Origin of the sequence: Streptomyces sp. MNU76 (genome assembly GCF_020982545.1) — a bacterium.
GTDB lineage: Bacteria > Actinomycetota > Actinomycetes > Streptomycetales > Streptomycetaceae > Streptomyces.
In genome coordinates this window covers 33,126-56,862 of the sequence record NZ_JAJKLK010000021.1, presented here as the reverse complement: position 1 = coordinate 56,862, position 23,737 = coordinate 33,126, and the positions used below count along the sequence as shown (strand labels likewise).

Below are 23,737 nucleotides of genomic sequence, written 5' to 3'. Positions count from 1 at the left end.
AGGGCCATTACGCAAAGTTTCTGGCAAGTATTTCGATGGTCGGCCACTCAAAAGGGGTGTCATTCTCCAGATCAAACGTGCATCTGCTCGATGACACGCCGCTTCGCCCCCTAGGATTCCACCTATCACCTCACCGGTCTCATTCGACAGGAACCCCATGAGCGACACTTCCCCCTACGGCTTCGAGCTTGTGCGGCGTGGATACGACCGCGCTCAGGTGGACGAACGTATCTCCAAGCTCGTCTCCGACCGTGACTCCGCTCTCGCCCGCATCACCGCTCTGGAGAAGCGCATCGAGGAGCTCCACCTCGAGACGCAGAACGCCCAGGCTGCGGTGACCGACGCCGAGCCGTCCTACGCCGGTCTCGGCGCGCGCGTCGAGAAGATCCTCCGCCTCGCCGAGGAGGAGGCGAAGGACCTGCGCGAGGAGGCCCGCCGCGCCGCCGAGCAGCACCGTGAGCTCGCCGAGTCGGCGGCCCAGCAGGTGCGCAACGACGCGGAGTCCTTCTCCGCGGAGCGCAAGGCCAAGGCCGAGGACGAGGGCGTCCGGATCGTCGAGAAGGCCAAGAGCGACGCTTCGCAGCTGCGTGCCGAGGCGCAGAAGGACGCGCAGTCCAAGCGCGAGGAGGCGGACGCCCTCTTCGAGGAGACCCGTGCGAAGGCCGCGCAGGCCGCCGCCGACTTCGAGACGAACCTCGCCAAGCGCCGCGAGCAGTCCGAGCGCGACCTCGCGTCGCGTCAGCAGAAGGCCGAGAAGCGTCTCGCGGAGATCGAGCACCGCGCGGAGCAGCTGCGGCTGGAGGCCGAGAAGCTGCGCACCGACGCCGAGCGCCGTGCCCGCCAGACGGTGGAGACCGCGCAGCGTCAGGCCGAGGACATCGTCGCGGACGCGAACGCCAAGGCGGACCGGATCCGTTCGGAATCCGAGCGCGAGCTGGCGGCGCTCACCAACCGCCGCGACTCGATCAACGCCCAGCTGACGAACGTGCGCGAGATGCTGGCGACCCTCACGGGTGCGGCGGTCGCCGCCGCGGGCACGCCGGTCACCGACGACGAGCCGATCTCCCGCGGGGTTCCGGCCCAGCAGTCCCGGTAACACGGTCGCCTGACGGCCACGGCCGGAAGAGGCACCTTCGGGCCCGCGTCTCCCCTCCGGGGGGCGCGGGCCTTTGGTGTTCGGGGGTGGTGACGGGCGCCGCCCAGCCGTGACGGCGATGCCTACGAGCTCGGGGGCTTCTGTTGTCGCGCGGCTCACGGCCGTACGTGGCTGGTCGCGCAGTTCCCCGCGCCCCTTGTGGGGGCTGGACCGTGGTCACCGGTACTCCGGTGGCAGGGGGTCTGCGGCCGTTCTAGCGTGGCCGCATGATCGAGCTCGACGGGCTGACCAAGCGGTATGGCGAGAAGGTCGCGGTGAACCATCTGACTTTCGCCGTGCGGCCCGGACTCGTGACCGGTTTTCTCGGGCCGAACGGCGCCGGGAAATCGACGACGATGCGCATGATCCTGGGGCTCGACCGCCCGACGGCCGGGGACGTCCGGATCGACGGCACGCACTACGACCGCCTGAGGGACCCGCTGACGTACATCGGCGCGCTCCTGGACGCGAAGGCCATGCACGGCGGCCGCAGCGCCTTCAACCATCTGCTGTGCCTCGCGCAGAGCAACGGGATCCCCAGGGCCCGCGTGCACGAGGTGCTGGACACGGTCGGACTGACGTCGGTGGCGCGGAAGAAGGCGAAGGGGTTCTCGCTGGGGATGGGACAGCGGCTCGGCATCGCCGGCGCGCTGCTCGGCGACCCGCGGATCCTGATGTTCGACGAGCCCGTCAACGGCCTCGACCCCGAGGGCATCCACTGGATCCGCAACCTGATGAAGTCCCTCGCGGCCCAGGGCCGGACCGTGTTCGTGTCGTCGCACCTGATGAGCGAGATGGCGCTGACCGCCGACCACCTCGTGGTGATCGGACAGGGCCGGCTCCTCGCCGACACCTCCATGGCGCTGTTCATCCAGCAGAACTCACGGTCGTACGTGCGGATCCGCACCCCGCAGCGCGAACAGTTGCTCGACGCTCTGCACACCGTCGGTGTCATGGTCGTGCAGACGGGCGACGGAGCCCTGGAGGTGGACGGCGGGAAATCGGAGCAGATCGGCGAGCTGGCCGGCCGGCACGGCATCGTGCTGCACGAGCTGAGCCCCCAACAGGCGTCACTGGAGGAGGCGTTCATGCGGCTGACCGCCGAGTCGGTGGAGTATCACGCGCACGACGGCACCCCGGTGGCGAGCCGGGCGCCCGCCCCCGCCTGGGGTGCCGACTGGAAGCGGGAGGGCTGACCATGGCCGCCGTCCAGGTCGTCCGCTCGGAGTGGACCAAGATCCGTTCGGTGGCGTCCACGGTGTGGACGCTGTCGCTCGCCGGGCTCGTCACCGTCGCGCTCGGCGTGCTGATCTCCCTGCTGTCGAAGAACGAGTTCGACCATCTGAGCCGCGACGACCGGCTCTCGTTCGACCCCACCTTCATCAGCTTCGCGGGCATGTCCCTCGGCCAGCTGGCGATGATCGTGTTCGGCGTGCTGGTGGTGTCGAACGAGTACAGCACCGGCATGATCCGGACCTCGCTCGCCGCCGTGCCGCAGCGCGGCACCTTCCTCTTCGGCAAGATCGCGGTGGCCACCGCACTCGCGTTCGCGGTGGGGCTCGTGACCAGCTTCGTGACGTTCTTCCTGGGACAGGCGATGCTCGGCCCGCACCGGGCCGAGATCGGCGATCCGGGTGTGCTGCGCGCGGTCTTCGGCGGCGGGCTCTACATGACCCTGATCGCGATGTTCTCGATGGGCGTCGCGGCGATGCTGCGCAGCCCGATGCTGTCGCTCGGCATCCTGATGCCGTTCTTCTTCCTGATCTCCAACATCCTCGGCAACGTCGGTGCCACGGAGAAGGTCGGCCGCTACCTCCCCGACCAGGCCGGCAGCAAGATCATGCAGGTGGTCACCCCGGTGGACGACGACACCCCGTACGGGCCCTGGGGCGGTCTCGCCGTCATGGCGCTGTGGGTGGCCGCGGCCCTGCTCGGCGGATATCTGACGCTGAAGCGACGCGACGCGTGATCGAGCGATCAAGCAATCAGGCGGTCAGGCGGTCAGGCGCCTGACCAGCGGTTACGTACATGCCAAAGCGACCGGCCCGTGACCTGCGAGGTTTTACTTCCTCTTGGGCGGAACCGTCAGCGTCCCGATAAGCTCCTAATCCTTACGGGGGCGTGCGCCCCGACGTCCTGAGACGAGTCCGAGACGTCACGAAACCGTTCGATGGGTGCGGAGCATGATCGAGGCAGTCGGCCTGACAAAGCGCTATGGCGCCAAGACGGCCGTGTACAACCTTTCCTTCCAGGTGCGGCCGGGGGCCGTCACCGGCTTCCTGGGCCCCAACGGCTCGGGCAAGTCGACGACGATGCGCATGATCCTCGGCCTGGACAATCCCACCTCCGGGCAGGTGACGATCGGCGGCTACCCGTACCGCAAGCTGCCGAACGCGGCCCGCCAGGTCGGCGCGCTCCTCGACGCCAAGGCGGTGCACGGCGGCCGGCACGCCCGCAACCACCTGCTGTCCCTGGCCCAGCTGTCGGGCATCCCGGCCCGCCGGGTGGACGAGGTGCTCGGGGTCGTCGGCCTCCAGGACGTGGCCAAGAAGCGCTCCAACGGCTTCTCCCTCGGCATGGGCCAGCGGCTCGGCATCGCCGCCGCCCTGCTCGGCGACCCCCAGGTACTGCTCTTCGACGAGCCGGTCAACGGCCTCGACCCCGAGGGCATCCTCTGGGTGCGCAACCTGATGAAGGCGCTCGCCGCCGAGGGCCGCACGGTCTTCGTCTCCTCGCACCTGATGAGCGAGATGGCCCTGACCGCCGACCACCTGATCGTGATCGGGCGCGGGCAGCTGCTGTCCGACCTGAGCATCAAGGACTTCATCTCGGCGAACTCCGCCGACTTCGCGCGCGTCCGCACCCCGGACAGCGAACCGCAGCAGCGCGAGAAGCTGACGGCGGCGCTGACCGAGGCGGGGGGCCAGGTGCTGCCCGAGCAGGACGGGGCACTGCGTGTCATGGGTCTGCCGCTCCCCCGGATCAGCGACCTCGCGCACGGCTCCGACGTACGGCTGTGGGAGCTGTCGCCGCACCAGGCCTCGCTGGAGGAGGCGTACATGCGGATGACGCAGGGCGCCGTCGACTACCGCTCGACGACCGACCAGAAGGCCGGCCTGCAGCAGCCCGTGCCGCCCGGCGCGCAGCCGCCGATGCCGGTGCCCGGGCAGGGCCAGCCTGGCTGGTACGCGCCTCCGGCACCGCAGCAGGGCGGCCAGCCGTACGCGCCGCAGGGCCAGCCCCCGGCCGGTCCCTACGGTGCTCCGACGCCCGGGGCGCCCGCTCCGGCGCCCGCGCAGCCCCAGCCGAACCCGTACGCCCAGTCCGCGCCCCAGTCCGCGCCCCAGGCACCCGCGCAGCCCGCCGCCGCACCGGCGCCGCCCCCGCCCTCCCCGCACCCGCGGCCCCGCGCCCGCCGCCGACCTGACGAAGTCCGAGGACGCCCGATGAGCACGCCCCAGCCGCACCTGGCCCAGCAGCCGCCCGCCCCCACCTGGCAGGGCGCGCCGGGCACTTCGTACACCTCGCCGATCCCGATCGTGCGCACCCACCTCGGGCACGCGATCTCCTCCGAGTGGACGAAGATCAAGTCGGTCCGCTCGACGCTGTGGACGCTGGGCGTCTTCGTCGTCCTGGTGGTCGGCCTCGGTCTGCTCTTCGCCATGATCGCCGCTTCCACGGACATGAACCTGGAGGGCGAGTCCCCGCTGGGCCTCGGTCTGTTCGGGCTGATGATCGGCAGCGTCTGCGTCATCACGCTCGGGGTACTGACGACCGCGTCCGAGTACGGCACGGGGATGATCCGGACTACGATGACGGCCTGCCCGAGCCGGGGCCGGGTGCTGTTCGCGAAGGCGATCGTGTTCTTCGCGCTCACCTTCACCGTCACCCTGGTCACCACCGCGTTCGTCGGCTTCGCCCAGGTGGCGATCCTGGAGGGCAGCGGCGTGGCGAGCCCCGACGGCGAGGAGTGGTTCAAGGCCACGGTCGGCGTGAGTCTCTTCCTCGCGCTCTTCGGGCTGCTGTCGCTGCTGATGGGCTCGCTGATCCGGCACTCCGCCGGCGCGATCACCATCATGCTCGGTGTCTTCCTCGCGCCGCTGGTCATCGCGATCTTCATGTTCTCGGAGTCGCTGAGGGACGTGCAGGAGTTCCTGCTGGAGTACTCGATCCCGAGTCAGCTCAGCGTCTTCTACGGTGCGGAGCTCAGCCAGTCCGGCCCGTCGGGCTGGGACCCGCTGTGGATCATGCTCGTCCTGGTGGCGGCCGGGTTCGTCGGCGCGTACGCCCTGCTGGAGAAGCGGGACGTCTGACCGAGGACGACGACGGGAGTCCGCGAGGTGTCAGAACCTCGGCGCGTTACGGGACCGCTGCACCCGCGAGGTGCGGCGGTCCTTCGCGTTCCAGCAGGCCTTGTGCCAGTGCCGACGCTCGTCGACGCCCGAGTGCTCGGGCCAGGCGACGACGTGCGGCACCCCGGAGGGGATCATCTGGTCGCAGCCGGGGCAGCGGTAGGTCTTGCCGGCCGCGCTCGCGCCCGCCACATGGCGCACGCTCCACTCCTCGCCTCGCCAGGGCTCGCTGGTCTGCCAGCCGCCGTACCGGTTCGCCCGGTCCTCCTCCGCACTGCGGCCTGACGGACCCGACAGCCCCGACGAGGCATTGTCCTTGGGGCGGTTGCGACGCGGGGACACGGGACACCTCACGGGGCTATACAGGGAGCAGGGTTGGTGTCCAGCCTACGCGGGCCCGGTGGGGGTACGCGTACGTCGCCAATCCCCTCAGAACGCCCTCCGTCCGGCGCATTCTGCAGACAATCCGCAAATCTCGTCGCCAGGCCGTGTCTTCGGCACGTGTCACGGGGTTATGCCGGTGGGGGAGCTCCCGAGTCGGAGCCGAGGAAGCAGGAAGAGCGATGCACGTAGGAACATTTGTACTGGGCGCCCAGTTCCCCGGCCAGGGCCAGGGGGAGGCGCTCCACCGGGCGGTACGGACCGCGGAAGTGGCCGACGAGGCGGGCCTGGACGCGGTCTGGCTGGCCGAGCACCACTTCGTGCCGTACGGCACCTGTCCGTCGGCGATCACCCTCGCCGCGTTACTGCTGGGGCGCACCCGGCGCATCCGGGTCGGCACGGCGGTCAGCGTGCTGCCCACCACGCACCCCGTGGCCCTGGGCGAACAGGCCGCGCTGCTGCACGTGACCTCCGGGGGGCGCTTCTCCCTGGGCGTCGGGCGCGGCGGGCCGTGGGTCGATCTGGAGGTGTTCGGCTCCGGTCTCGAGGCGTACGAGCAGGGCTTCCCGGAATCACTCGACCTGCTCATGCGCTGGCTGCGTGAGCCCTTGGTGTCGGCATCGGGGGAACGATTCAGCTTCCGCGAGGTCCCGGTCGTCCCGAGGCCCGCGGAGGACCTGGACGAGACCCCGGGTCCGGAGGTCGTCGTCGCCTGCACCTCACCGACAAGCGTGAAACTGGCGGCCGAGCGCGGCCTTTCGATGCTCCTCGGCATGCACGTCGGGGACGAGGAGAAGGCGGAGATGGTCGCGCTGTGGCGCAGTTGCGCCCGGGCGGCGGGCCGTTCGCCGGAGGAGATCTCCGGCGCGGCCCATGTCTCGGCCGGCGTCTGCCAGATCGCGGACCGGCGCACCGACGCCGTGGAGGCGCTCACCAAGGCGATGCCGGGCTGGCTGAAGCAGGGCCTCGACGCGCATGTGACCGTCGACGGCCGCGCCCGCGCGATGCGGGACCCGCTGGCCTACACCGAACTCCTCTGCGGGCTGCACCCGGTGGGCACCCCGCGGCTGTGTGCCGACCGGCTCGCGGCGACGAGCGAGCGGACGGGCATCTCCCGCTTCGCCCTGCTCGTCGAGGGCTCCGGCGATCTGGCGGCGACGGAGGAGAACGTACGGCGACTCGGTGCCGAGGTGCTGCCTCACCTCGGCTGAGCCACTGCGGAGAGCTTGCCGCCCCGGTTACCGATGCACCTCCCGCGATGGGAGCGGCAAGCTGTGGCGCGTCATGCCCTCAGCAGTCCCGGAGTTCCGGGGACTGGTTGAGGAGTTGGCCGCGGATCGAGGTGAAGCGGGCCAGCCTGTCGTCCACGGACGGGTCCAGTGGGAACACCGCCACCCGGTGGCAGTTCTGGAAGGCCAGCCGTACACCGAAGTGCCGCTGCAGCGCGCCGCGAATCGCGTCACTGGCGAGCGCGCGCAGCAACTGCCCGCGCGCCTGCTCGTCCGGCGGGGGCGTCTGGTTGTCGGCGAACTCTCCGCCGTCGACCTTCAGCTGGGCCACCAGGGAGCTGATCATCTCCCACGCGTAAGGCAGGGAGGTCCGGACGCAGTCGACGAAGGCGGCTTCGTCGACCTCGCCTCGCTCGGCCTGTTCGAGTAGGGCCGGTGAGACGTCGAGCGACATGGGTACTCCTCTCGCACCCCCACGACAACAGGGGTTGACGGACAAGGGCGGAGATCGGGTCGGCGAACACGCAGAGTGCACGCTTCGCGACCTCCAGTTTCTACGGTAGGCAACCGAACGTGACCGCACCAGGAGATTGCGCGCACCGACTGGGCGTGTGACGCACACAATCAGCCAATGCCGAACAGGAGTTGACAGCGGCACATGCCGGGGGACGACGAAGGCCCACGTGAGAGACGGGAGGACGTGACGGTGCGCGACAGGCGCCGGGCGGGGGCGCCGGGCCTGTCGAGCGGTGCCCGCCGTGGCGCGCCGGCAAAGGAGGGAACTCGGGCGCGGGCTGTTGCGGCGGTCGAATCGCGCGCACCCGCCGACGTCGAGTAGCGTTGCCGACCATGCGTCTCGTCATTGCCCGCTGCTCCGTCGACTACGCGGGCCGGCTCACCGCCCATCTCCCCTCGGCCCCCCGCCTGATCCTGGTGAAGGCGGACGGCAGCGTCTCGATCCACGCGGACGACCGGGCCTACAAGCCCCTCAACTGGATGTCGCCGCCCTGCACCCTGAAGGAGGGTTCCGGGGACGAGCAGGGCGTCTGGACCGTCATCAACAAGGCGGGCGAGAAGCTCATCATCACGATGGAGGAGGTCCTCCACGACTCCTCGCACGAGCTGGGTGTCGACCCCGGGCTGATCAAGGACGGCGTCGAGGCGCACCTCCAGGAACTCCTCGCCGACCGCATCGAGACCCTCGGCGAGGGCTACACGCTCATCCGCCGCGAGTACATGACGGCCATCGGCCCCGTCGACATCCTGTGCCGGGACGCCGACGGCGCGACCGTGGCGGTGGAGATCAAGCGGCGCGGTGAGATCGACGGCGTGGAGCAACTCACGCGCTATCTGGAGCTGTTGAACCGCGACCCGCATCTGGCGCCGGTCCGCGGCATCTTCGCCGCCCAGGAGATCAAGCCCCAGGCCCGCGTCCTCGCCACCGACCGCGGCATCGGCTGCGCGGTCCTCGACTACGACGCCCTGCGCGGCATCGAGGACGACAAACTGCGTCTGTTCTAGGGGCGGTCGCCGCCGCCGCCCGAGGAACGGCCGACGGGCCCTGAGGCCCCCGTCGGGGCCCACGTCGGCCCCGGGTGAAGCTGTGCGGCGGGTACTTCCACTCCGAGCAGCAGTTCCACGACCAGATCGGCCCGCACGGGGCCGGGCTCCCCTCCGGCCAGGAGCCGGCGCCCAACCGCTCCGCGGGCTGGGGGTCTAGTCGCCGGCGTACCGGCGGGCCGACTCGTTCTCCTGGGCCATGCGCCGTAGCGCCAGCAGCGCGGGCTCCAGGAGGACGGTCAGCAGCAGGGCGCGCTCGGCGGCCTCCAACGGGTCCTCGATCCCGTCGAGTTGGTCGAGGTCGAGGGTCGCCGTGCGCTCCGCGAGGCGGGCGTACGGCAGCAGCACCTGCCAGTCGAGCGGGGCGCCCAGGGTGCGCAGCGTGGACAGGGTCTCGGCGAGGACCGCGCGGGCGGGGGCGGCCTCGTGCACGTTCCACCCCAGTTCCTCGACCAGGGCGTCGACGTTCCCGGTCTCGGAGGGGGCCTCGGCGGGCTCCTCCGCGAGCCTGATGGCCCCGAGGGCGAGCCCGAGTTGGAGGTGGGTGTCCCCGGTGTGCTCCGCCAGGGCGCCCAGGAGCTCCCGGGTGGTGCTGACGGACAGCCCCCGGACCCCGATCAGCGCACGGATCAGCCGAAGCCTGCGCACATGGCTCTCGTCGTACTCGGCCTGCGTCGCCGAGATCTGCCGCCCGGCCGGGAGCAACCCCTCACGGAGGTAGTACTTGATCGTCGCGACGGAGACTCCGCTGCGGCGGCTCAGCTCGGAGATACGCATCGGTCGCCCCCCGCACTAGAAGTCGGATACCTTCACTGTCTAACATAGATAGTGAAGGTATCCAACATCTCCCCGGAGAGGGCCACAGCCATGCCCACCCTGCGCTGGACCACGGTCAGCACCCCCGCACCGGACACCGAGGCGTTCGTCATGGCCTCCCGGCTGGAGGTCCGCTCGTTCAAGGACGTACCGCGCTTCTTCCTCCACTCCCTGTCCGCGTGGAAGCAGGTCTCCCGCGCCCCCGGTGCCTACGGCGCCTCCCTGATAGCCGAGCCCCTGAAGCGCACGTTCTGGACCCTGTCGGCGTGGGAGGACAAGGACGCACTCTACGAGTACGCGAGGACCGAACCGCACCGGTCGATCATGATCGGCCTCCGGCCCACGATGAAGGACTCGGTCTTCACCTTCTGGCAGGCTCCCGCGGCCGAGCTGCCCATCGCCTGGTCGGACGCCCGCCGCCGCCTCGCCGAGGAGCAGGCGCGGAGCCGTTCCTGATCCCCGGCGCCTGATCCGTGGGAGACGGCCGAAGCCGTCAGGCCATCGTGTCGGCCGGAGGACCGGGGTCGCTCGCCGAGGTGCCGGCCCCCGTGGGAGCGGTCGCGGTGTCGGTGGTGCCGGGCGGCGGCGGGTCGCCGGTCGGATCGCCCGTCGGGTCGCCCGTGGGATCGCCCGTCGGGTCACCGGTGGGGTCGCCGGTCGGATCGCCCGTCGGGTCGCCCGTGGGATCGCCCGTCGGGTCACCGGTGGGGTCGTCGGACGGCGTCGGCTTCGGCGAGGTCTTCGACGGGGACGGCGTCGGCTTGCCCGACGGTCCCTTCGTCCCGCTCGGGTCGTCCGACGGCCCCGCCGTGTCGGTCGGTGTCGGGTCGTCCGACGTGCCGTAGGTGCCGTCGGGGCCCGGGTCCGTCGGTTCGGGCAGGGCGCCCGGGGTGTCGTCCTCGTCCCCGTCCTTGGGGCGGTCCGCGACGAGACCGCCGTCGTCGGCGCCCTCGCTGGCGGACGGGTTGACGCCGACCCGCTCGGCCGGGGTGTCGCCGTTGCGGTCGGAGGTCGCGCCGAGGGTCACGACGGTGCCGAGCACGGCCGCGAGGAGCGCACCGGCACCCGCCGCGACCATGTTGCGCCGGGCACCGCCGACAAGGCCCTTGAGGCTGCTCAGCCGGTGCGCGGGCGACGTGGAGCCGCCCCGCTGGGTGACGAGCGTCGTGTCCTTGGCCGCCGGCGCCGAGGCGGCTCCGCCGTTCCCGGCCGCGCCCGATCCCCACGCCCCCGATCCGGTCGGCGTACCGAAACCGGTCCCGTTCGACGCCGTGGCCCCGTAGCCGACCGCGCCGAGGCCCGTACCGAGTCCCGCGCCGGTCGAGCCGGGCGGCGGGTACGCGGACGGCACGCCCCCGGGCGGTGAGGCCGACTCCTCGTGACGGGCGTCCGGCACCTCCTCCCCCGCCGCCGTGCGCCCGCCGGGCGGTGTCGCCCCGGAGCGGTCGGCGACCAGGGCGAGGGCCCGGCGTCCGGCGACGGTGCCGCGCTTGTCGGCGAGGACGTTGCGCAGCCCGATGGAGGCCTCCAGCTCCGCCCGGGCCCGCTCCAGCTGCCCGGAGCAGAGCGCGAGGACGCCCAGCTCGTGGTGGAAGTAGGCCTGCTCGCCGGTCTCACCGGCGAGACCGGCGGCCTCGGCGCCGGCCCGCAGCGAACGCTCCCAGGCGTTCCAGCGCAGCCCGGCGGCGAACGCGGGCGCCGCCTGCCGGGCCAGCGCCACGGCGGCGCTCTCCTCGTCCTCGCCGGGCGGCACCGTCGTCGGCACGAGCGCGGTGAGGGCGGCCAGGACGGCGTCCGCCTCGGCCGAGACCCGCTCGGGGGTGACCGAGGGGTGCCCGGCCCACCAGGCGTAGTGCTGGGCGGCGGTGTGGGCGCGCGCCTCCGTGTCGTCGGCGTACCCGGCGGCCTCCAGCTGCGTCCGCACCCCGGCGGCGAGCCGGTAGCGGGCGCCGACAGGTGTCACCAGGGCGCAGCCGACCAGCTCGCCGAGAGCGGCGTCGGCGTGGGTGTCGCCCACCAGGGCCGGCAGGTGGGCCTGGTGCGGGATCTCGCCGCCGAGCGCGACGGCGAACCTGAGGGTCTCGCGGGCCGAGGCGCTCAGCCGGGAGGCGAGCAGCGCGGCGGGCGCGGCCCCCTCGGCGAGCGACGGCAGGGGCAGGTCGTGTCCGTCCGGGACGGCGTCGACGGGCAGGTCGACGGGCGGTGCCTCCTGGAAGACCCCGAACTCGTCGACGGCGTCCGCGCCGGCCCGCTGCCGGTCCCGCTGCCTGAGCAGCGCCCCGGCCTGGGTGAAGCGCAGCGGCAGGCCCTCGGACTCGAACCAGAGGTCACCGGCCCAGTTCGCCTCGTCCTCGGTGAGCGGCCGTCCGACAACACGCTCCAGGAGCTGTTCGCTGCCGGCGCGGTCGAAGCCGCCGAGGAGGATCTCCTCCAGGGGCGCGTCGTTGGAGGGCAGCGGGATGCCGGGGGTGGCAGCGATCAGGAAGGCGCACTCGGGGGTGGCGTCGAGCAGTTCGTCGAGCGCGATCCCGCCGAACTCCAGGTCGTCCAGGACGACGACCGCGCCGATGTCCTTCACGATGTCGAGGATCTGCTGCCGGGCGGGCCGGAACAGGGGTGTGCTGTACACGGCTGCGAACAGTTCGTACAGCAGGTCGTCGACCGTGCGCCGGAAACCGCTCAGCCGGACGACGCCGTCGGGGGCCAGATCCGCGCAGTCCTCGGCGACCGCGTCGAGGAGCGTGGTGCGACCGGAGCCGGGGGCTCCGGTGAGGCGCACGGAGCGGCCGCGCGCGAGCAGCCGTACGAGCCGTGCTCTCTCCTCGTCGCGGTGGAGCAGGGGCAGCTGGGGCAGCGAGGGGCCCGGGGGCACCGGCGGCCGGGCGGCGCGGTCGAGGGCGGCACGCTCGGCGGGTGTGTGTTTCACGGGCTGACCAGGCAGTTCGCCCGGTGGGTAGTTCTCTATCTCGCTGCCGTCGACGGGGTTGACGGTGAGCAGGAAGTCGCCCGAGACGAGCTGGACGGTGCGGGCGAGCGCCGGCGCGTGCCGGTCGAAGTCCTGCGTCAGCGCGTCCCGTGGTGGACGCTTGCTCGGCGTCTGTCCGTCGTCATGGCCGTGCTCTGCGGGTCCCCGGTTGTTCGGGTCCATTGGTCCTAGCCCCCCAAAAGCGTCTCGTGTGCTGGAGCCCCTCCCGGCCGTGTCGCACACCGCGCTGTCGCTTCTGGTCCGGAACCCGCTCGAGGGTAGCTGGCTACGGGCAGCCGAACCCTAAACCTTCGCACAGTATCTCCGACAGTCCGGGGTCCCGCGCCGTCCGAGACATCACAGTCTCGTGAGGATTGCGAGCGTGGTGCGTTTCGCCCTCATGGTCCACACTGGTCCACCAGGTCTCATGACCCCCATGACGACCGGAGGAGTCAGGCCGACCGGGTGTCCCGCACACACGGAGCCATACGTACGAACCCGCACGCGCGTTCACACGCGGGGCAATGACTCCAGACCGATTCCGCCCTCGATCGCGAGGATGCGGTGCAGCCGGGTGGCCACGAGCAGCCGCTGCATCTGCGGCGGCACATCGCGCAGCACGAGCCGCCGTCCGCACCGTCCCGCCCGCCGGTGGGCTCCCATGATCACCCCGAGTCCGGTGGCGTCCCAGGAGTCCAGCTCTGACAGGTCGAGCACCAGGTCGCCGGCTCCGTCGTCGACGGCCGAGTGCAGGACCGTACGGGCGTCCGCCGCGCTGCGTACGTCGAGGCGGCCCCCGACGACCAGCTCGGCGTGGTCGCCCCTGATGTACATAAGCGCTCCCCGTGAGTGCGTCTCGTACTCCGTGATGTGGGTGATGCAACGTCTGACGGCGTTTGACACCGACAGGTTGCCGTCTGTGAGCGAACCGATACCGAATTCACCTCAAGGGGTGAACCCGGAGAGGCTCATGCGTTCACATGCGTGGGAGGGGCCGCCCGTGACGCGTGGGCCGGCGTCAGCCGGATCCGCGTCAGTAGGTGTAGAAGCCCTGCCCGCTCTTGCGTCCGATGTCACCGGCGTCCACCATCCGGCGCATCAGCTCCGGAGGGGCGAACTTCTCGTCCTGCGACTCGGTGTAGATGTTGCTGGTGGCGTGCAACAGGATGTCGACGCCCGTCAGATCGGCCGTGGCCAGGGGCCCCATCGCGTGGCCGAAGCCCAGCTTGCAGGCGAGGTCGATGTCCTCGGCGGTGGCGACACCCGACTCGTACAGCTTCGCCGCCTCGACCACGAGGGCGGAGATGAGACGGGTCGTCACGAACCCGGCGACGTCACGGTTGACGACGATGCAGGTCTTGCCGACCGACTCGGCGAACTCCCGCGCGCTGGCGAGCGTCTCGTCACTCGTCTTGTAGCCGCGCACCAGTTCGCAGAGCTGCATCATCGGCACCGGCGAGAAGAAGTGGACGCCGACGACCCGCTCGGGCCGCTCGGTGGCCGCCGCGATCTTGGTGATCGGGATGGCGGAGGTGTTCGAGGCGAGCACGGTGTCCTCGCGGACGACCTTGTCGAGCGCCCGGAAGATCTCGTGCTTCACCTCCAGCTTCTCGAAGACGGCTTCGACGACGATGTCCGCGTCGGCCGCCGCGTCGAGGTCGGTGGTGGCGGTGATCCGCCCCAGCGCCGCCTCGGCGTCCCCGGCCGCCAACTTCCCCTTGCTCACGAACTTGTCGTAGGACGCCTCGATGCCGCCGATGCCACGGTTGAGCGCCTCGTCGGTGACGTCGCGCAGGACGACGTCCCAGCCCGCCTGTGCGGACACCTGGGCGATCCCGGACCCCATGAGTCCGGCTCCGATCACGGCGAGCTTCCGTGCCACTGTGCGACTCCCCTGGTACGCGCTGTTGATGTGTTGCCTCTCCGGCGGACACTAGCGCCCGTGAGGGGCCGTGTGACCGCTTAGTAACGCGAGTCACGTCTCAACAGACGGACATCACACCGGCGGCACGCACGCGAGGGCCCGCACGGCGCAGTTGGGCACCTCCTGGCCCAACAGGCCCTCTCCGCCCTCCAGGAGAAGAGGCACCTCTCGTGACACTTCGCCCGAATTGCACCCGGGGTGGGTCTCGCTCCCCATGACGGCCGTCACCGTCCGGTGAACCGAGCCGATCTGACCGGCGATCAGCGAGGGAGAGCAGTCGTGGCGGACGACATCCCGAGCGCGCTTCCGCCGCGGCACGGCGACGATGTCCCGGCGGCCCTCTCTCCCCCGCCACGACGACCTCCGTGACAGTGGGCACACAGGTCGTCCGCACGGCCCGGGCGTAACTACGCTGGTCACATGGTCAATCTGACGCGCATCTACACCAGGACCGGCGACCAGGGCACCACCAACCTCGGCGACATGAGCCGGGTGCCCAAGACCGATCCGCGGATCTCGGCGTACGCGGACGCCAACGAGGCCAACGCGGCGATCGGGACGGCGATCGCGCTGGGCGGGCTGGACGAGGAGGTCGTCAAGGTCCTCGTACGGGTGCAGAACGATCTGTTCGACGTGGGCGCCGACCTCTCCACGCCCGTCGTCGAGAACCCCGAGTTCCCGCCCCTGCGGGTCGAGCAGTTCTACATCGACAAGCTGGAGGCGGACTGCGACCGCTTCAACGGGGAGCTGGAGAAGCTGCGCTCCTTCATCCTGCCCGGCGGCACCCCCGGCGCGGCCCTACTGCACCAGGCCTGCACGGTGGTCCGGCGCGCCGAGCGTTCGACCTGGGCCGCGCTGGAGGATCACGCCGACGCGATGAACCCCCTCACCGCGACCTACCTCAACCGCCTCTCCGACCTCCTGTTCATCCTCGCGAGGACGGCGAACAAGGAGGTCGGAGACGTGCTGTGGGTCCCGGGCGGCGACCGGTAGCCACTCCCGGGCCGCGCAGGCGCGAAGCGGCAGCGGCGCGCGGAGCGGCCGCGGTCCCCACGGAACGGCAACGGCTTCGCGGAGCGGTCACCCGCCGCCCGTCGCTCCGCGAGCCCGTTGGCAGAGGCCCGTGGCGACGAGGACGCCTCCCACGCACATCATCACCACGCCGACCTTGGTCAGGGTGACCATCGGGACCTCAACCCCCTCGGTGAAGAGCCACAGCACCAGGCCGATCGCGAAGGTGGCGGCCCCTTCCACCAGGTTCCTCGTCGCCCGGCCGACCGTCCTGCCCGGCGTGCCGCTCATCGCCCGATCCTCTCCTTCGCGTACCCGGAGTCGCGGCCCTCCTCGGAGTCCCGGTTCCCGCCCCCCCGCACGTCCGGCTCCTTCTTCGGCCAGATCGTGTAGGCGAGGGCGATCAGGCCGTGGATGCCGGCGGCCCGCAGGGCGACCCACTGGAACGACCTCAGCGAATCGACGTTCCCGTCGTCGCCGACGTACCAGACGGCCAGCTGGAGCAGGGCCAGCGCCACCCCGGTCGCCACCAGCGTCCGGGTCCAGAGCCTGCCCTCGTGGCGGGCCCTGGCCAGGCCGTACTTCGGCGGCCCCGCCGGCTTCGGCCCGCCGGCCAGGCGATGCGCCGCGTGGCCGTCCAGCCACCGGATCATGTAGTGGCCGTAGCCCACGGTGAAGCCGATGTAGAGCGCCGCCACCCCGTGCTCCCAGCTCGGCTCGGCCCCGTTCTTCAGGTCGATCGCGGTGACGACGAACAGCACCAGCTCCAGCACGGGCTCGCACAGCAGCAGCACGACACTGGTCCGGCGCTTGTTCAGTAGGTAGCGGACGGCTAGGGCCAGGGCCAGCAGCACCCAGAAGCCGACCTCGCAGGCGATGATCAACGCGACGATCACGATGCGCTCCTCTCGTTCACCCTTCCAGGCTCCCGGCCGTCGCCCCCGGAATCGTCGTCGGCGGTGACGAGGTCGCGGTACATCGAAAGATGCAGTCCAGGACCGTTCGCGAGCACCAGGCGACGGGGGCGCGTGCCGTGTTGGATGGAGGGCATGGCCGTACGACCGCCCCGCCCGCACCGCGTGGACCTGTACATCGCCGCCGCCGGACTCCTCGGCGGTCTGCTGCTGTGGGGCCTCGGCCTCGACACCCGCACGCCCCAGGACGGCCTCGTGGTGCTCGAGAGCCCCTGGTGGGTGCTGCCGCCCCTCGTCGTGACGGCGGGCTGCGAGGCGCTGCGCCGCGTGATGCCCCGCACGGTTCTGCTGGTGGGATGGGCCGCGCTGACCCTGGACACCGTCACCCAGGGCAGCCTGATCACGGTCCTGATGTTCACCGACCTGGTCTACGCGGCCGTGCTGTACGGCCCACCCGCCACGGCCCGCCGGGTGCCCTGGGTCTCCGGGCTGGTGACCGTGGCCTTCACCGTGGTCCCGATCGCGGTCTTCCGGAAACCGGAGGCGCTGCTGATCGGGGTGGTGGTCGGCCTGGTCTCCCTCATGCCCGCCGCCACCGGCTGGATCGTGCGCAACCACCGCGACGCCGCCGAGGCCGCCCGGCTGCGCGCCGAGCAGACGGCCCTGCTGGCGGAGATGGACCGGGCCCAGGCCGTCGTCTCCGAACGGGCGCGGATGGCGCGGGAGTTGCACGACATGGTCGCCAACCATCTCTCGGCGATCGCGATCCACTCCACCGCCGCCCTCTCCCTCGACGACCCGGGCACATCCAAGGAGGCCCTCGGGGTCATCCGCGAGAACAGCGTCGCGGGACTCGCCGAGATGCGTCGGCTGATCGGCATCCTGCGGGATTCGAGCGACGACACCGAGCCGTCCGCAGCGCCCACGCTCGACGGCCTCGGCTCCCTGGTCGAGGGCGCCCGCACCAACGGTCTCGACGTCACCCTGGACGCCGACCACGCCGGCACCCTCCCCGCCCCCGTCGAGCTGGCGGCCTACCGCATCGTCCAGGAGTCGCTCACCAACGCCCTCAAACACGCCTCCCCCGGCCGGGTCTCGGTAGTCCTGCGACAACCGGACGGCTCCCTCGACATCTGCGTGACCAGCCCGTACGGCGACCGTGACGGGCCGAGCGCACCCGGTTCCGGCGCCGGTCTGGTCGGGATGCGGGAGCGGGTCGCCCTGCTGGGCGGCACCTTCGAGGCGGGCCCCGAGAGCTCGGTGCACGGCAAGATCTGGAGCGTCCGCGCCACCCTCCCCGTCGCCCAAGGAGAACCCGCATGATCCGTGTGCTCGTCGCCGAGGACCAGTCCGCCGTACGGGCCGGGCTGGTGCTCATCCTGCGCAGCGCGCCGGACATCGAGGTGGTCGGCGAGGCGGCGGACGGCGAACGGGCGGTGGCCCTGGCCCGGGAACTGCGGCCCGACCTGGTGCTGATGGATGTCCAGATGCCGCGCCTGGACGGGGTGTCGGCGACCCGGCAGGTGGTCGCCGAGGGGCTGGCCGACGTCCTCGTGCTGACCACTTTCGACCTCGACGAGTACGTCTTCGGGGCGCTGCGGGCCGGGGCCGCCGGGTTCCTGCTGAAGAACACGGAGGCGAGGGACCTCATCGAGGCCGTACGGGCGGTGGGGCGCGGCGAGGGTCTGATCGCCCCGGCGGTCACCCGGCGGCTGATCGCGGAGTTCGCCGCCAAGCCCGTACGGGAGCCGGCGGTCGATCCGTCCGTCCTCGACTCCCTCACCCGGCGGGAGCGGGAGGTCCTCTCCTGCCTGGGCGAGGGGCTGTCCAACGCGGAGATCGCCGGGCGGCTGGACATGGCCGAGGCGACGGTGAAGACGCACGTCAGCCGACTGCTGGGGAAGCTCGATCTGCGCAGCCGTGTGCAAGCGGCGGTACTGGCGCAGGAGTTGGGTGTCTGAGCCCGGCGGCCTCGCCCGGGGGTGTCCGGCGTGGGCGCAGTGGTCCAGACCCATTGACCTATGGTCCAGACCTTTCTATTCTCGGCCCACTGCGCCACGTCATGCTCATGCAACAAGACACCCCACAAGGAGGCGCACATGCGCTTCAGGCACAGAGCCACAGCGGGTCTCGCGACCCTGCTCCTCCCCCTCGCCGGCCTGGTCGGTCTCGCCACCCCCGCGCAGGCGGCCACGGAGGCGACCGCCACCTACGCCAAGCCCCAGGACTGGGGCTCCGGCTTCGAAGGCAAATGGACGGTGAAGAACACCGGCACCACGACCATCAGCTCCTGGACCGTCGAGTGGGACTTTCCCTCCGGCACGTCGGTCACCTCCGCCTGGGACGCGGACGTCACCTCGTCCGGCACCCACTGGACCGCCAAGAACAAGTCCTGGAACGGCACCCTCGCCCCCGGCGCCTCCGTCTCCTTCGGTTTCAACGGGAGCGGCTCAGGCTCCCCGGCCAACTGCAAGCTCAACGGCGGAAGTTGTGACGGCGGCCCCAGCGTCCCCGGCGACGCGGCGCCCTCCGCCCCGGCACCCCGACCGCCTCGGACGTCACCGACACCTCGGTGAAACTGAGCTGGCGCGCCGCCACCGACGACAAGGGCGTCAAGAACTACGACGTCCTGCGCGGCGGCACCAAGGTCGCCACCGTCACCGGCACCACCTACACGGACACCGGCCTGACCGCCGGCACCGACTACTCGTACACCGTCCAGGCCCGTGACACCGCCGACCAGACCGGCCCGGTCAGCGGCGCGGCGGCCGTCCGGACCACCGGCGGCGGCACGAACCCGAACCCCGGCTCGAAGATCAACCTCGGCTACTTCACCGAGTGGGGCGTCTACGGCCGCAACTACCACGTGAAGAACCTGGTCACCTCGGGCTCCGCCGCCAAGATCACCCACATCAACTACGCGTTCGGCAACGTCAAGAACGGTCAGTGCACCGTCGACGACACCTACGCCGCCTACGACAAGGCGTACACCGCCGACCAGTCCGTCAGCGGCGTCGCCGACACCTGGGACCAGCCGCTGCGTGGCAACTTCAACCAGCTCCGCCGGCTCAAGGCCAAGTACCCGCACATCAAGGTGCTGTACTCCTTCGGCGGCTGGACCTACTCCGGCGGATTCGGCCAGGCCGCGCAGAACCCGGCCGCGTTCGCCAAGTCCTGCAAGGCCGTCGTGGAGGACCCGCGCTGGGCCGACGTCTTCGACGGCATCGACATCGACTGGGAGTACCCGAACGCTTGCGGTCTGACCTGCGACACCTCGGGCTCGGCGGCCTTCCGCAATCTCTCCCAGGCACTGCGTGCCGAGTTCGGCTCGAACTACCTGGTCACCGCGGCCATCACCGCCGACGGCTCCTCCGGCGGCAAGATCGACGCGGCCGACTACGGCGGCGCCGCCCAGTACCTCGACTGGTACAACGTGATGACGTACGACTACTTCGGCGCCTTCGACAAGGACGGCCCGACCGCCCCGCACTCCCCGCTGACCTCGTACTCCGGGATCCCGCAGGCCGGCTTCAACTCGGCAGACGCCATCGCCAAGCTGAAGTCGAAGGGCGTCCCGTCCGCCAAGCTGCTGCTCGGCATCGGTTTCTACGGCCGCGGCTGGACCGGCGTCACCCAGTCCGCCCCCGGCGGCACGGCGACCGGGGCGGCCCCCGGCACCTACGAGGCGGGCATCGAGGACTACAAGATCCTGAAGAACTCCTGCCCGGTCACCGGCACCATCGCGGGCACGGCGTACGCCCACTGCGGCAGCAACTGGTGGAGCTACGACACCCCGTCCACCATCGCCGGAAAAATGACCTGGGCGAAGAACCAGGGCCTGGGCGGCGCCTTCTTCTGGGAGTTCAGCGGCGACACGAGCAACGGAGAGCTGGTGAACGCGATCAGCAACGGGCTGAAGTAAAAGCTAGGCCACGTTGACGCTCCCCCAGACTTCGTCCGGGGGACCCCCACCCAGCGAGTGAAAGTGGCTACGCCACATTCACTCGCTGGCCGGGCGGGGCTGCCTCCAGCCACGCGAGGAAACCGGTCAGCGCGTCCTCGCTCATCGCCAGTTCCAGCCGGGTCCCGCGGTGCAGACACGCGAGGATCACGGCGTCGGAGAGCAGCGCCAGCTCCTCCTCGCCCTCGGGGGTGCGGCGCCCGGCCACCTCGATCGAGGCCCGCTCCAGGACACGGCGGGGACGGAACGAGTACGAGAAGACGCGGTACCACTCGATGCGGTCGCCGTTGTAGCGGGCGACGCCGTACCCCCAGCCCTTGCCGTTCTCGTCGCCGCCGGGTTTCTCCGGGGCGTCCCAGCGGAGGCTGCAGTCGAAGGTGCCCCCGGAGCGCTGGATGAGTCGGCGGCGCAGTCCGAAGACGAAGAGCCCGACCACCACGAGCGCGATCACCGACCCGCACACAGTCAGAGCGAGGACCATCGACACCGACCTCCTCGTCTCCTAGGTAACGGAACGTAAAAAACACCCATATTCGCCTCAGCCGCGGCCGGGTCGGGATGAAGACATCCGGACCCGGCCGCGGCTGGGGTACAGCATCACACGGCGTCTGCGCTCAGCGCGCACCCGCCGTACGCAGTCGTACATCCGCGCGGCGCTCGGCGGCGGCGTCGCCCTCCGCCTTCGCGCGCTCCAGCTCCCGCTGGGCGCCCTGGACGTCGATCTCGTCGGCCAGCTCGGCGACCTCGGCCAGCAGGGACAGCTTGTTGTCCGCGAACGAGATGAAACCGCCGTGCACGGCGACGACGACCGTGCCGCCCTCACTCGTACGGATGGTCACCGGGCCCGACTCCAGCACACCGAGCAGCGGCTGGTGACCGGGCATGACGCCGATGTCGCCGGACGTGGTACGCGCGACGACCAGAGTGGCCTCGCCCGACCAGACCTCTCGGTCGGCCGCGACCAGCGCGACGTGCAGCTCAGCAGCCAAGGTGGCTCCTCGGGTCACCACCCGGCGCCTCGGCCGGGTGTTGGGTCAATTCTAGAGGGAGTACAGAGGGGGGCGGGACGCACCCCATCAGGTGTGGCCTCGCCCCCCGCTGTTCACGAGTCGCCGGGCGTCAGCTGACGCCGAGCTCCTTCGCGTTCTTCTTCAGGTCCTCGATACCACCGCACAGGAAGAAGGCCTGCTCGGGGAAGTGGTCGTACTCGCCGTCGATGATCGCGTTGAACGCGGTGATCGACTCGTCCAGCGGGACGTCCGACCCGTCGACGCCCGTGAACTGCTTGGCGACGTGGGTGTTCTGGGACAGGAAGCGCTCGACGCGACGGGCACGGTGGACGGTGAGCTTGTCCTCCTCGCCCAGCTCGTCGATACCGAGGATCGCGATGATGTCCTGGAGGTCCTTGTACTTCTGCAGGACCGTCTTGACGCGCATCGCGGTGTTGTAGTGGTCCGCCGCGATGTAGCGGGGGTCCAGGATGCGGGACGTGGAGTCCAGCGGGTCCACGGCCGGGTAGATGCCCTTCTCGGAGATCGGACGGGAGAGAACCGTCGTCGCGTCGAGGTGGGCGAAGGTGGTGGCCGGGGCCGGGTCGGTCAGGTCGTCCGCGGGGACGTAGATCGCCTGCATCGAGGTGATCGAGTGACCACGGGTCGAGGTGATGCGCTCCTGGAGGAGACCCATCTCGTCGGCCAGGTTCGGCTGGTAGCCCACCGCGGAGGGCATACGGCCGAGCAGGGTCGACACCTCGGAACCGGCCTGGGTGAAGCGGAAGATGTTGTCGATGAAGAACAGCACGTCCTGCTTCTGCACATCGCGGAAGTACTCCGCCATGGTCAGACCGGCCAGGGCCACGCGCAGACGGGTGCCCGGGGGCTCGTCCATCTGACCGAAGACCAGGGCGGTCTTGTCGATGACGCCCGAGTCGGCCATCTCCTCGATGAGGTCGTTGCCCTCACGGGTGCGCTCACCGACGCCGGCGAACACGGAGACACCGTCGTGGTTGTTGGCGACGCGGTAGATCATCTCCTGGATGAGCACCGTCTTGCCGACGCCGGCACCACCGAACAGACCGATCTTTCCACCCTTGACGTACGGGGTGAGAAGGTCGATGACCTTGACGCCGGTCTCGAACATCTCGGTCTTCGACTCGAGCTCGTCGAAGTTCGGAGCCTTGCGGTGGATGCCCCAGCGCTCGCCCGTGTACTGCTCGTCGGTGTTCAGCACCTCACCGAGGGTGTTGAACACCTTGCCCTTGGTGAAGTCGCCGACGGGCACGGTGATGGAGGCACCGCTGTCGGTGACCGGGGCCTGGCGGACCAGACCGTCGGTGGGCTGCATGGAGATCGTGCGGACCAGGCCGTCACCCAGGTGCTGGGCGACCTCAAGGGTCAGCGTCTTCTTCGCGCCGTCCTGGGCCGGGTCGGCCACCTCGACGTGAAGGGCGTTGTAGATGTCGGGCATGGCGTCGACGGGGAACTCCACGTCGACGACCGGGCCGATGACCCGGGCGACGCGGCCCGTGGCAGCGGCCGTCTCAACTGTCGTCGTCATTACTTGTCACTCCCCGCGTTCGCGTCGGCCAGGGCTGCGGAGCCACCGACGATCTCGCTGATTTCCTGGGTGATTTCGGCCTGGCGGGCCGCGTTGGCAAGGCGGGAGAGCGTGTTGATCAGCTCGCCCGCGTTGTCGGTGGCCGACTTCATCGCGCGGCGGGTGGCGGCGTGCTTGGAAGCGGCCGACTGGAGCATCGCGTTGTAGATACGGCTCTCGACGTAGCGCGGCAGCAGGGCGTCGAGGACGTCCTCCGCCGACGGCTCGAAGTCGTACAGCGGAAGGATCTCGCCCTTCGGCGTGGCCTCCGCCGCCACCTCGTCGAGGCTGAGCGGCAGCAGCCGGTCGTCGAGCGCCGTCTGCGTCATCATCGAGACGAACTCGGTGAAGACGATGTGGAGTTCGTCCACCCCGCCGTCCGCCGTGTCCTTCTCGATCGCCTCGATCAGCGGAGCAGCGACCTTCTTGGCGTCCGCGTAGCTGGGCTCGTCGGTGAAGCCCGACCACGACTCCACGACCTTGCGCTCGCGGAAGTTGTAGTGGGCCAGACCGCGGCGGCCGACGATGTACGTGTCGACCTCCTTGCCCTCCGCCTCAAGGCGCGCCGTCAGCTGCTCGGCGACCTTGATGGCGTTGGAGTTGAAGGCGCCGGCCAGTCCGCGGTCGCTCGTGAGGAGCAGCACCGCGGAACGGGTCGCCGTCTCCGCCTCCGTGGTCAGCGGGTGCTTGGTGTTCGAACCGGTACCGACCGCCGTGACCGCGCGGGTGAGCTCGGTCGCGTACGGCGTGGAGGCCGCCACCTTGCGCTGCGCCTTGACGACGCGCGAGGCGGCGATCATCTCCATCGCCTTGGTGATCTTCTTGGTCGCGGTGACGGATCGGATGCGACGCTTGTAGACCCGGAGCTGGGCTCCCATGAGTCAGGTCCCTTCC

The 23,737-nt window shown here is 70.5% G+C and carries 22 protein-coding genes and 2 pseudogenes; 12 read left to right on the top strand and 12 right to left on the bottom strand.

The features are described 5' to 3' along the window. The first annotated feature begins 157 nt into the window (after window positions 1-157). The 5 genes and pseudogenes from E4N62_RS33285 (at window position 158) to E4N62_RS33265 (ending at window position 5,448) form a co-directional block, all read left to right on the top strand. Window positions 158-1,096: a cellulose-binding protein gene (locus E4N62_RS33285; RefSeq protein ID WP_013000631.1), complete on the top strand. Its 939-nt coding sequence runs from the start codon at window positions 158-160 to the stop codon at window positions 1,094-1,096. A gap of 266 nt (window positions 1,097-1,362) precedes the next feature. Continuing rightward, window positions 1,363-2,331 (top strand): ATP-binding cassette domain-containing protein, encoded by a 969-nt coding sequence (locus tag E4N62_RS33280; protein WP_230220431.1) that lies wholly within the window; start codon window positions 1,363-1,365, stop codon window positions 2,329-2,331. A 2-nt stretch (window positions 2,332-2,333) separates the two neighbouring features. Next, entirely contained in the window at window positions 2,334-3,104 is a 771-nt protein-coding gene (locus E4N62_RS33275) for an ABC transporter permease (protein ID WP_230220429.1), read from the top strand. 214 nt (window positions 3,105-3,318) lie between these two features. Continuing rightward, window positions 3,319-4,585, top strand: a pseudogene (locus E4N62_RS33270) (ABC transporter ATP-binding protein). Continuing rightward, the gene (locus E4N62_RS33265; protein WP_308185987.1) at window positions 4,582-5,448 is read left to right on the top strand and encodes an ABC transporter permease subunit; all 867 of its coding nucleotides are present in this window, start codon (window positions 4,582-4,584) and stop codon (window positions 5,446-5,448) included. The pseudogene E4N62_RS33270 and the gene E4N62_RS33265 overlap by 4 nt, the downstream one beginning before the upstream one ends. Before the next feature lie 30 nt (window positions 5,449-5,478). Here E4N62_RS33265 and E4N62_RS33260 read toward each other — a convergent pair whose 3' ends face one another. Then, a complete protein-coding gene (locus E4N62_RS33260) occupies window positions 5,479-5,829 on the bottom strand; it encodes an ATP/GTP-binding protein (protein WP_230220428.1) in 351 nt (116 codons plus the stop codon). Between the two features lie 221 nt (window positions 5,830-6,050). On the opposite strand from E4N62_RS33260, the gene E4N62_RS33255 reads away from it, so the two are divergent. Beyond that, the gene (locus tag E4N62_RS33255) at window positions 6,051-7,079 is read left to right on the top strand and encodes an LLM class flavin-dependent oxidoreductase (protein WP_230220425.1); all 1,029 of its coding nucleotides are present in this window, start codon (window positions 6,051-6,053) and stop codon (window positions 7,077-7,079) included. A gap of 79 nt (window positions 7,080-7,158) precedes the next feature. Here E4N62_RS33255 and E4N62_RS33250 read toward each other — a convergent pair whose 3' ends face one another. Further along, entirely contained in the window at window positions 7,159-7,551 is a 393-nt protein-coding gene (locus E4N62_RS33250) for an SCO5389 family protein (RefSeq protein WP_005480204.1), read from the bottom strand. Between the two features lie 395 nt (window positions 7,552-7,946). On the opposite strand from E4N62_RS33250, the gene nucS reads away from it, so the two are divergent. Then, window positions 7,947-8,618, top strand: a complete 672-nt coding sequence (gene nucS / locus E4N62_RS33245) for an endonuclease NucS (RefSeq protein ID WP_184899481.1) — start codon at window positions 7,947-7,949, stop codon at window positions 8,616-8,618. Between the two features lie 195 nt (window positions 8,619-8,813). On the opposite strand, the gene E4N62_RS33240 is transcribed toward nucS, so the two are convergent. Beyond that, a complete protein-coding gene (locus E4N62_RS33240; RefSeq protein ID WP_230220423.1) occupies window positions 8,814-9,434 on the bottom strand; it encodes a MerR family transcriptional regulator in 621 nt (206 codons plus the stop codon). A 90-nt stretch (window positions 9,435-9,524) separates the two neighbouring features. Between E4N62_RS33240 and E4N62_RS33235 the strand changes: the two genes are divergently transcribed. Continuing rightward, a complete protein-coding gene (locus tag E4N62_RS33235) occupies window positions 9,525-9,929 on the top strand; it encodes a DUF3291 domain-containing protein (RefSeq protein WP_230220936.1) in 405 nt (134 codons plus the stop codon). 37 nt (window positions 9,930-9,966) lie between these two features. Here the strand turns inward: E4N62_RS33235 and E4N62_RS33230 are convergent, their stop codons facing one another. The 3 genes from E4N62_RS33230 to E4N62_RS33220 form a co-directional block, all read right to left on the bottom strand. Then, window positions 9,967-12,621 carry an ATP-binding protein gene (locus E4N62_RS33230; RefSeq protein ID WP_230220421.1) on the bottom strand — a complete coding sequence of 885 codons (2,655 nt, stop codon included), beginning with the start codon at window positions 12,619-12,621 and terminating at the stop codon, window positions 9,967-9,969. A gap of 327 nt (window positions 12,622-12,948) precedes the next feature. After that, entirely contained in the window at window positions 12,949-13,272 is a 324-nt protein-coding gene (locus tag E4N62_RS33225) for an STAS domain-containing protein (protein ID WP_033526497.1), read from the bottom strand. Window positions 13,273-13,471: 199 nt separating this feature from the next. Further along, window positions 13,472-14,320: a 3-hydroxyacyl-CoA dehydrogenase family protein gene (locus E4N62_RS33220; protein ID WP_230220419.1), complete on the bottom strand. Its 849-nt coding sequence runs from the start codon at window positions 14,318-14,320 to the stop codon at window positions 13,472-13,474. Window positions 14,321-14,782: 462 nt separating this feature from the next. Here E4N62_RS33220 and E4N62_RS33215 point away from each other — a divergent pair, with 462 nt between their 5' ends. Beyond that, window positions 14,783-15,355, top strand: a complete 573-nt coding sequence (locus E4N62_RS33215) for a cob(I)yrinic acid a,c-diamide adenosyltransferase (RefSeq protein ID WP_184899471.1) — start codon at window positions 14,783-14,785, stop codon at window positions 15,353-15,355. Window positions 15,356-15,442: 87 nt separating this feature from the next. On the opposite strand, the gene E4N62_RS33210 is transcribed toward E4N62_RS33215, so the two are convergent. Together E4N62_RS33210 and E4N62_RS33205 are read right to left on the bottom strand one after the other, a co-directional pair. Next, window positions 15,443-15,664 (bottom strand): DUF5708 family protein, encoded by a 222-nt coding sequence (locus E4N62_RS33210; RefSeq protein WP_230220417.1) that lies wholly within the window; start codon window positions 15,662-15,664, stop codon window positions 15,443-15,445. Beyond that, the gene (locus E4N62_RS33205) at window positions 15,661-16,269 is read right to left on the bottom strand and encodes a hypothetical protein (protein WP_230220415.1); all 609 of its coding nucleotides are present in this window, start codon (window positions 16,267-16,269) and stop codon (window positions 15,661-15,663) included. Before E4N62_RS33205 ends, E4N62_RS33210 begins: the two co-directional genes overlap by 4 nt. A gap of 153 nt (window positions 16,270-16,422) precedes the next feature. Here E4N62_RS33205 and E4N62_RS33200 point away from each other — a divergent pair, with 153 nt between their 5' ends. From E4N62_RS33200 to E4N62_RS33190, 3 genes and pseudogenes are all read left to right on the top strand, one after another. Then, on the top strand, window positions 16,423-17,610 hold the full coding sequence (locus E4N62_RS33200) for a sensor histidine kinase (protein WP_230220413.1): 1,188 nt from the start codon (window positions 16,423-16,425) through the stop codon (window positions 17,608-17,610). After that, window positions 17,607-18,248 (top strand): response regulator transcription factor, encoded by a 642-nt coding sequence (locus tag E4N62_RS33195; RefSeq protein ID WP_184899463.1) that lies wholly within the window; start codon window positions 17,607-17,609, stop codon window positions 18,246-18,248. Before E4N62_RS33200 ends, E4N62_RS33195 begins: the two co-directional genes overlap by 4 nt. 138 nt (window positions 18,249-18,386) lie before the next feature. Next, window positions 18,387-20,209 (top strand): annotated as a pseudogene (locus tag E4N62_RS33190) (glycosyl hydrolase family 18 protein). A gap of 67 nt (window positions 20,210-20,276) precedes the next feature. Here E4N62_RS33190 and E4N62_RS33185 read toward each other — a convergent pair. From E4N62_RS33185 to E4N62_RS33170, 4 genes are all read right to left on the bottom strand, one after another. Then, complete coding sequence (locus tag E4N62_RS33185; protein ID WP_184899455.1) at window positions 20,277-20,729, bottom strand: DUF2550 domain-containing protein; 453 nt, start codon at window positions 20,727-20,729, stop codon at window positions 20,277-20,279. A 133-nt stretch (window positions 20,730-20,862) separates the two neighbouring features. After that, complete coding sequence (locus E4N62_RS33180; protein WP_230220410.1) at window positions 20,863-21,237, bottom strand: F0F1 ATP synthase subunit epsilon; 375 nt, start codon at window positions 21,235-21,237, stop codon at window positions 20,863-20,865. Between the two features lie 130 nt (window positions 21,238-21,367). Continuing rightward, window positions 21,368-22,804 (bottom strand): F0F1 ATP synthase subunit beta, encoded by a 1,437-nt coding sequence (gene atpD, locus E4N62_RS33175; protein ID WP_230220408.1) that lies wholly within the window; start codon window positions 22,802-22,804, stop codon window positions 21,368-21,370. After that, window positions 22,804-23,721 (bottom strand): F0F1 ATP synthase subunit gamma, encoded by a 918-nt coding sequence (locus E4N62_RS33170; RefSeq protein ID WP_184899449.1) that lies wholly within the window; start codon window positions 23,719-23,721, stop codon window positions 22,804-22,806. Before E4N62_RS33170 ends, atpD begins: the two co-directional genes overlap by 1 nt. Window positions 23,722-23,737: the final 16 nt, after the last annotated feature.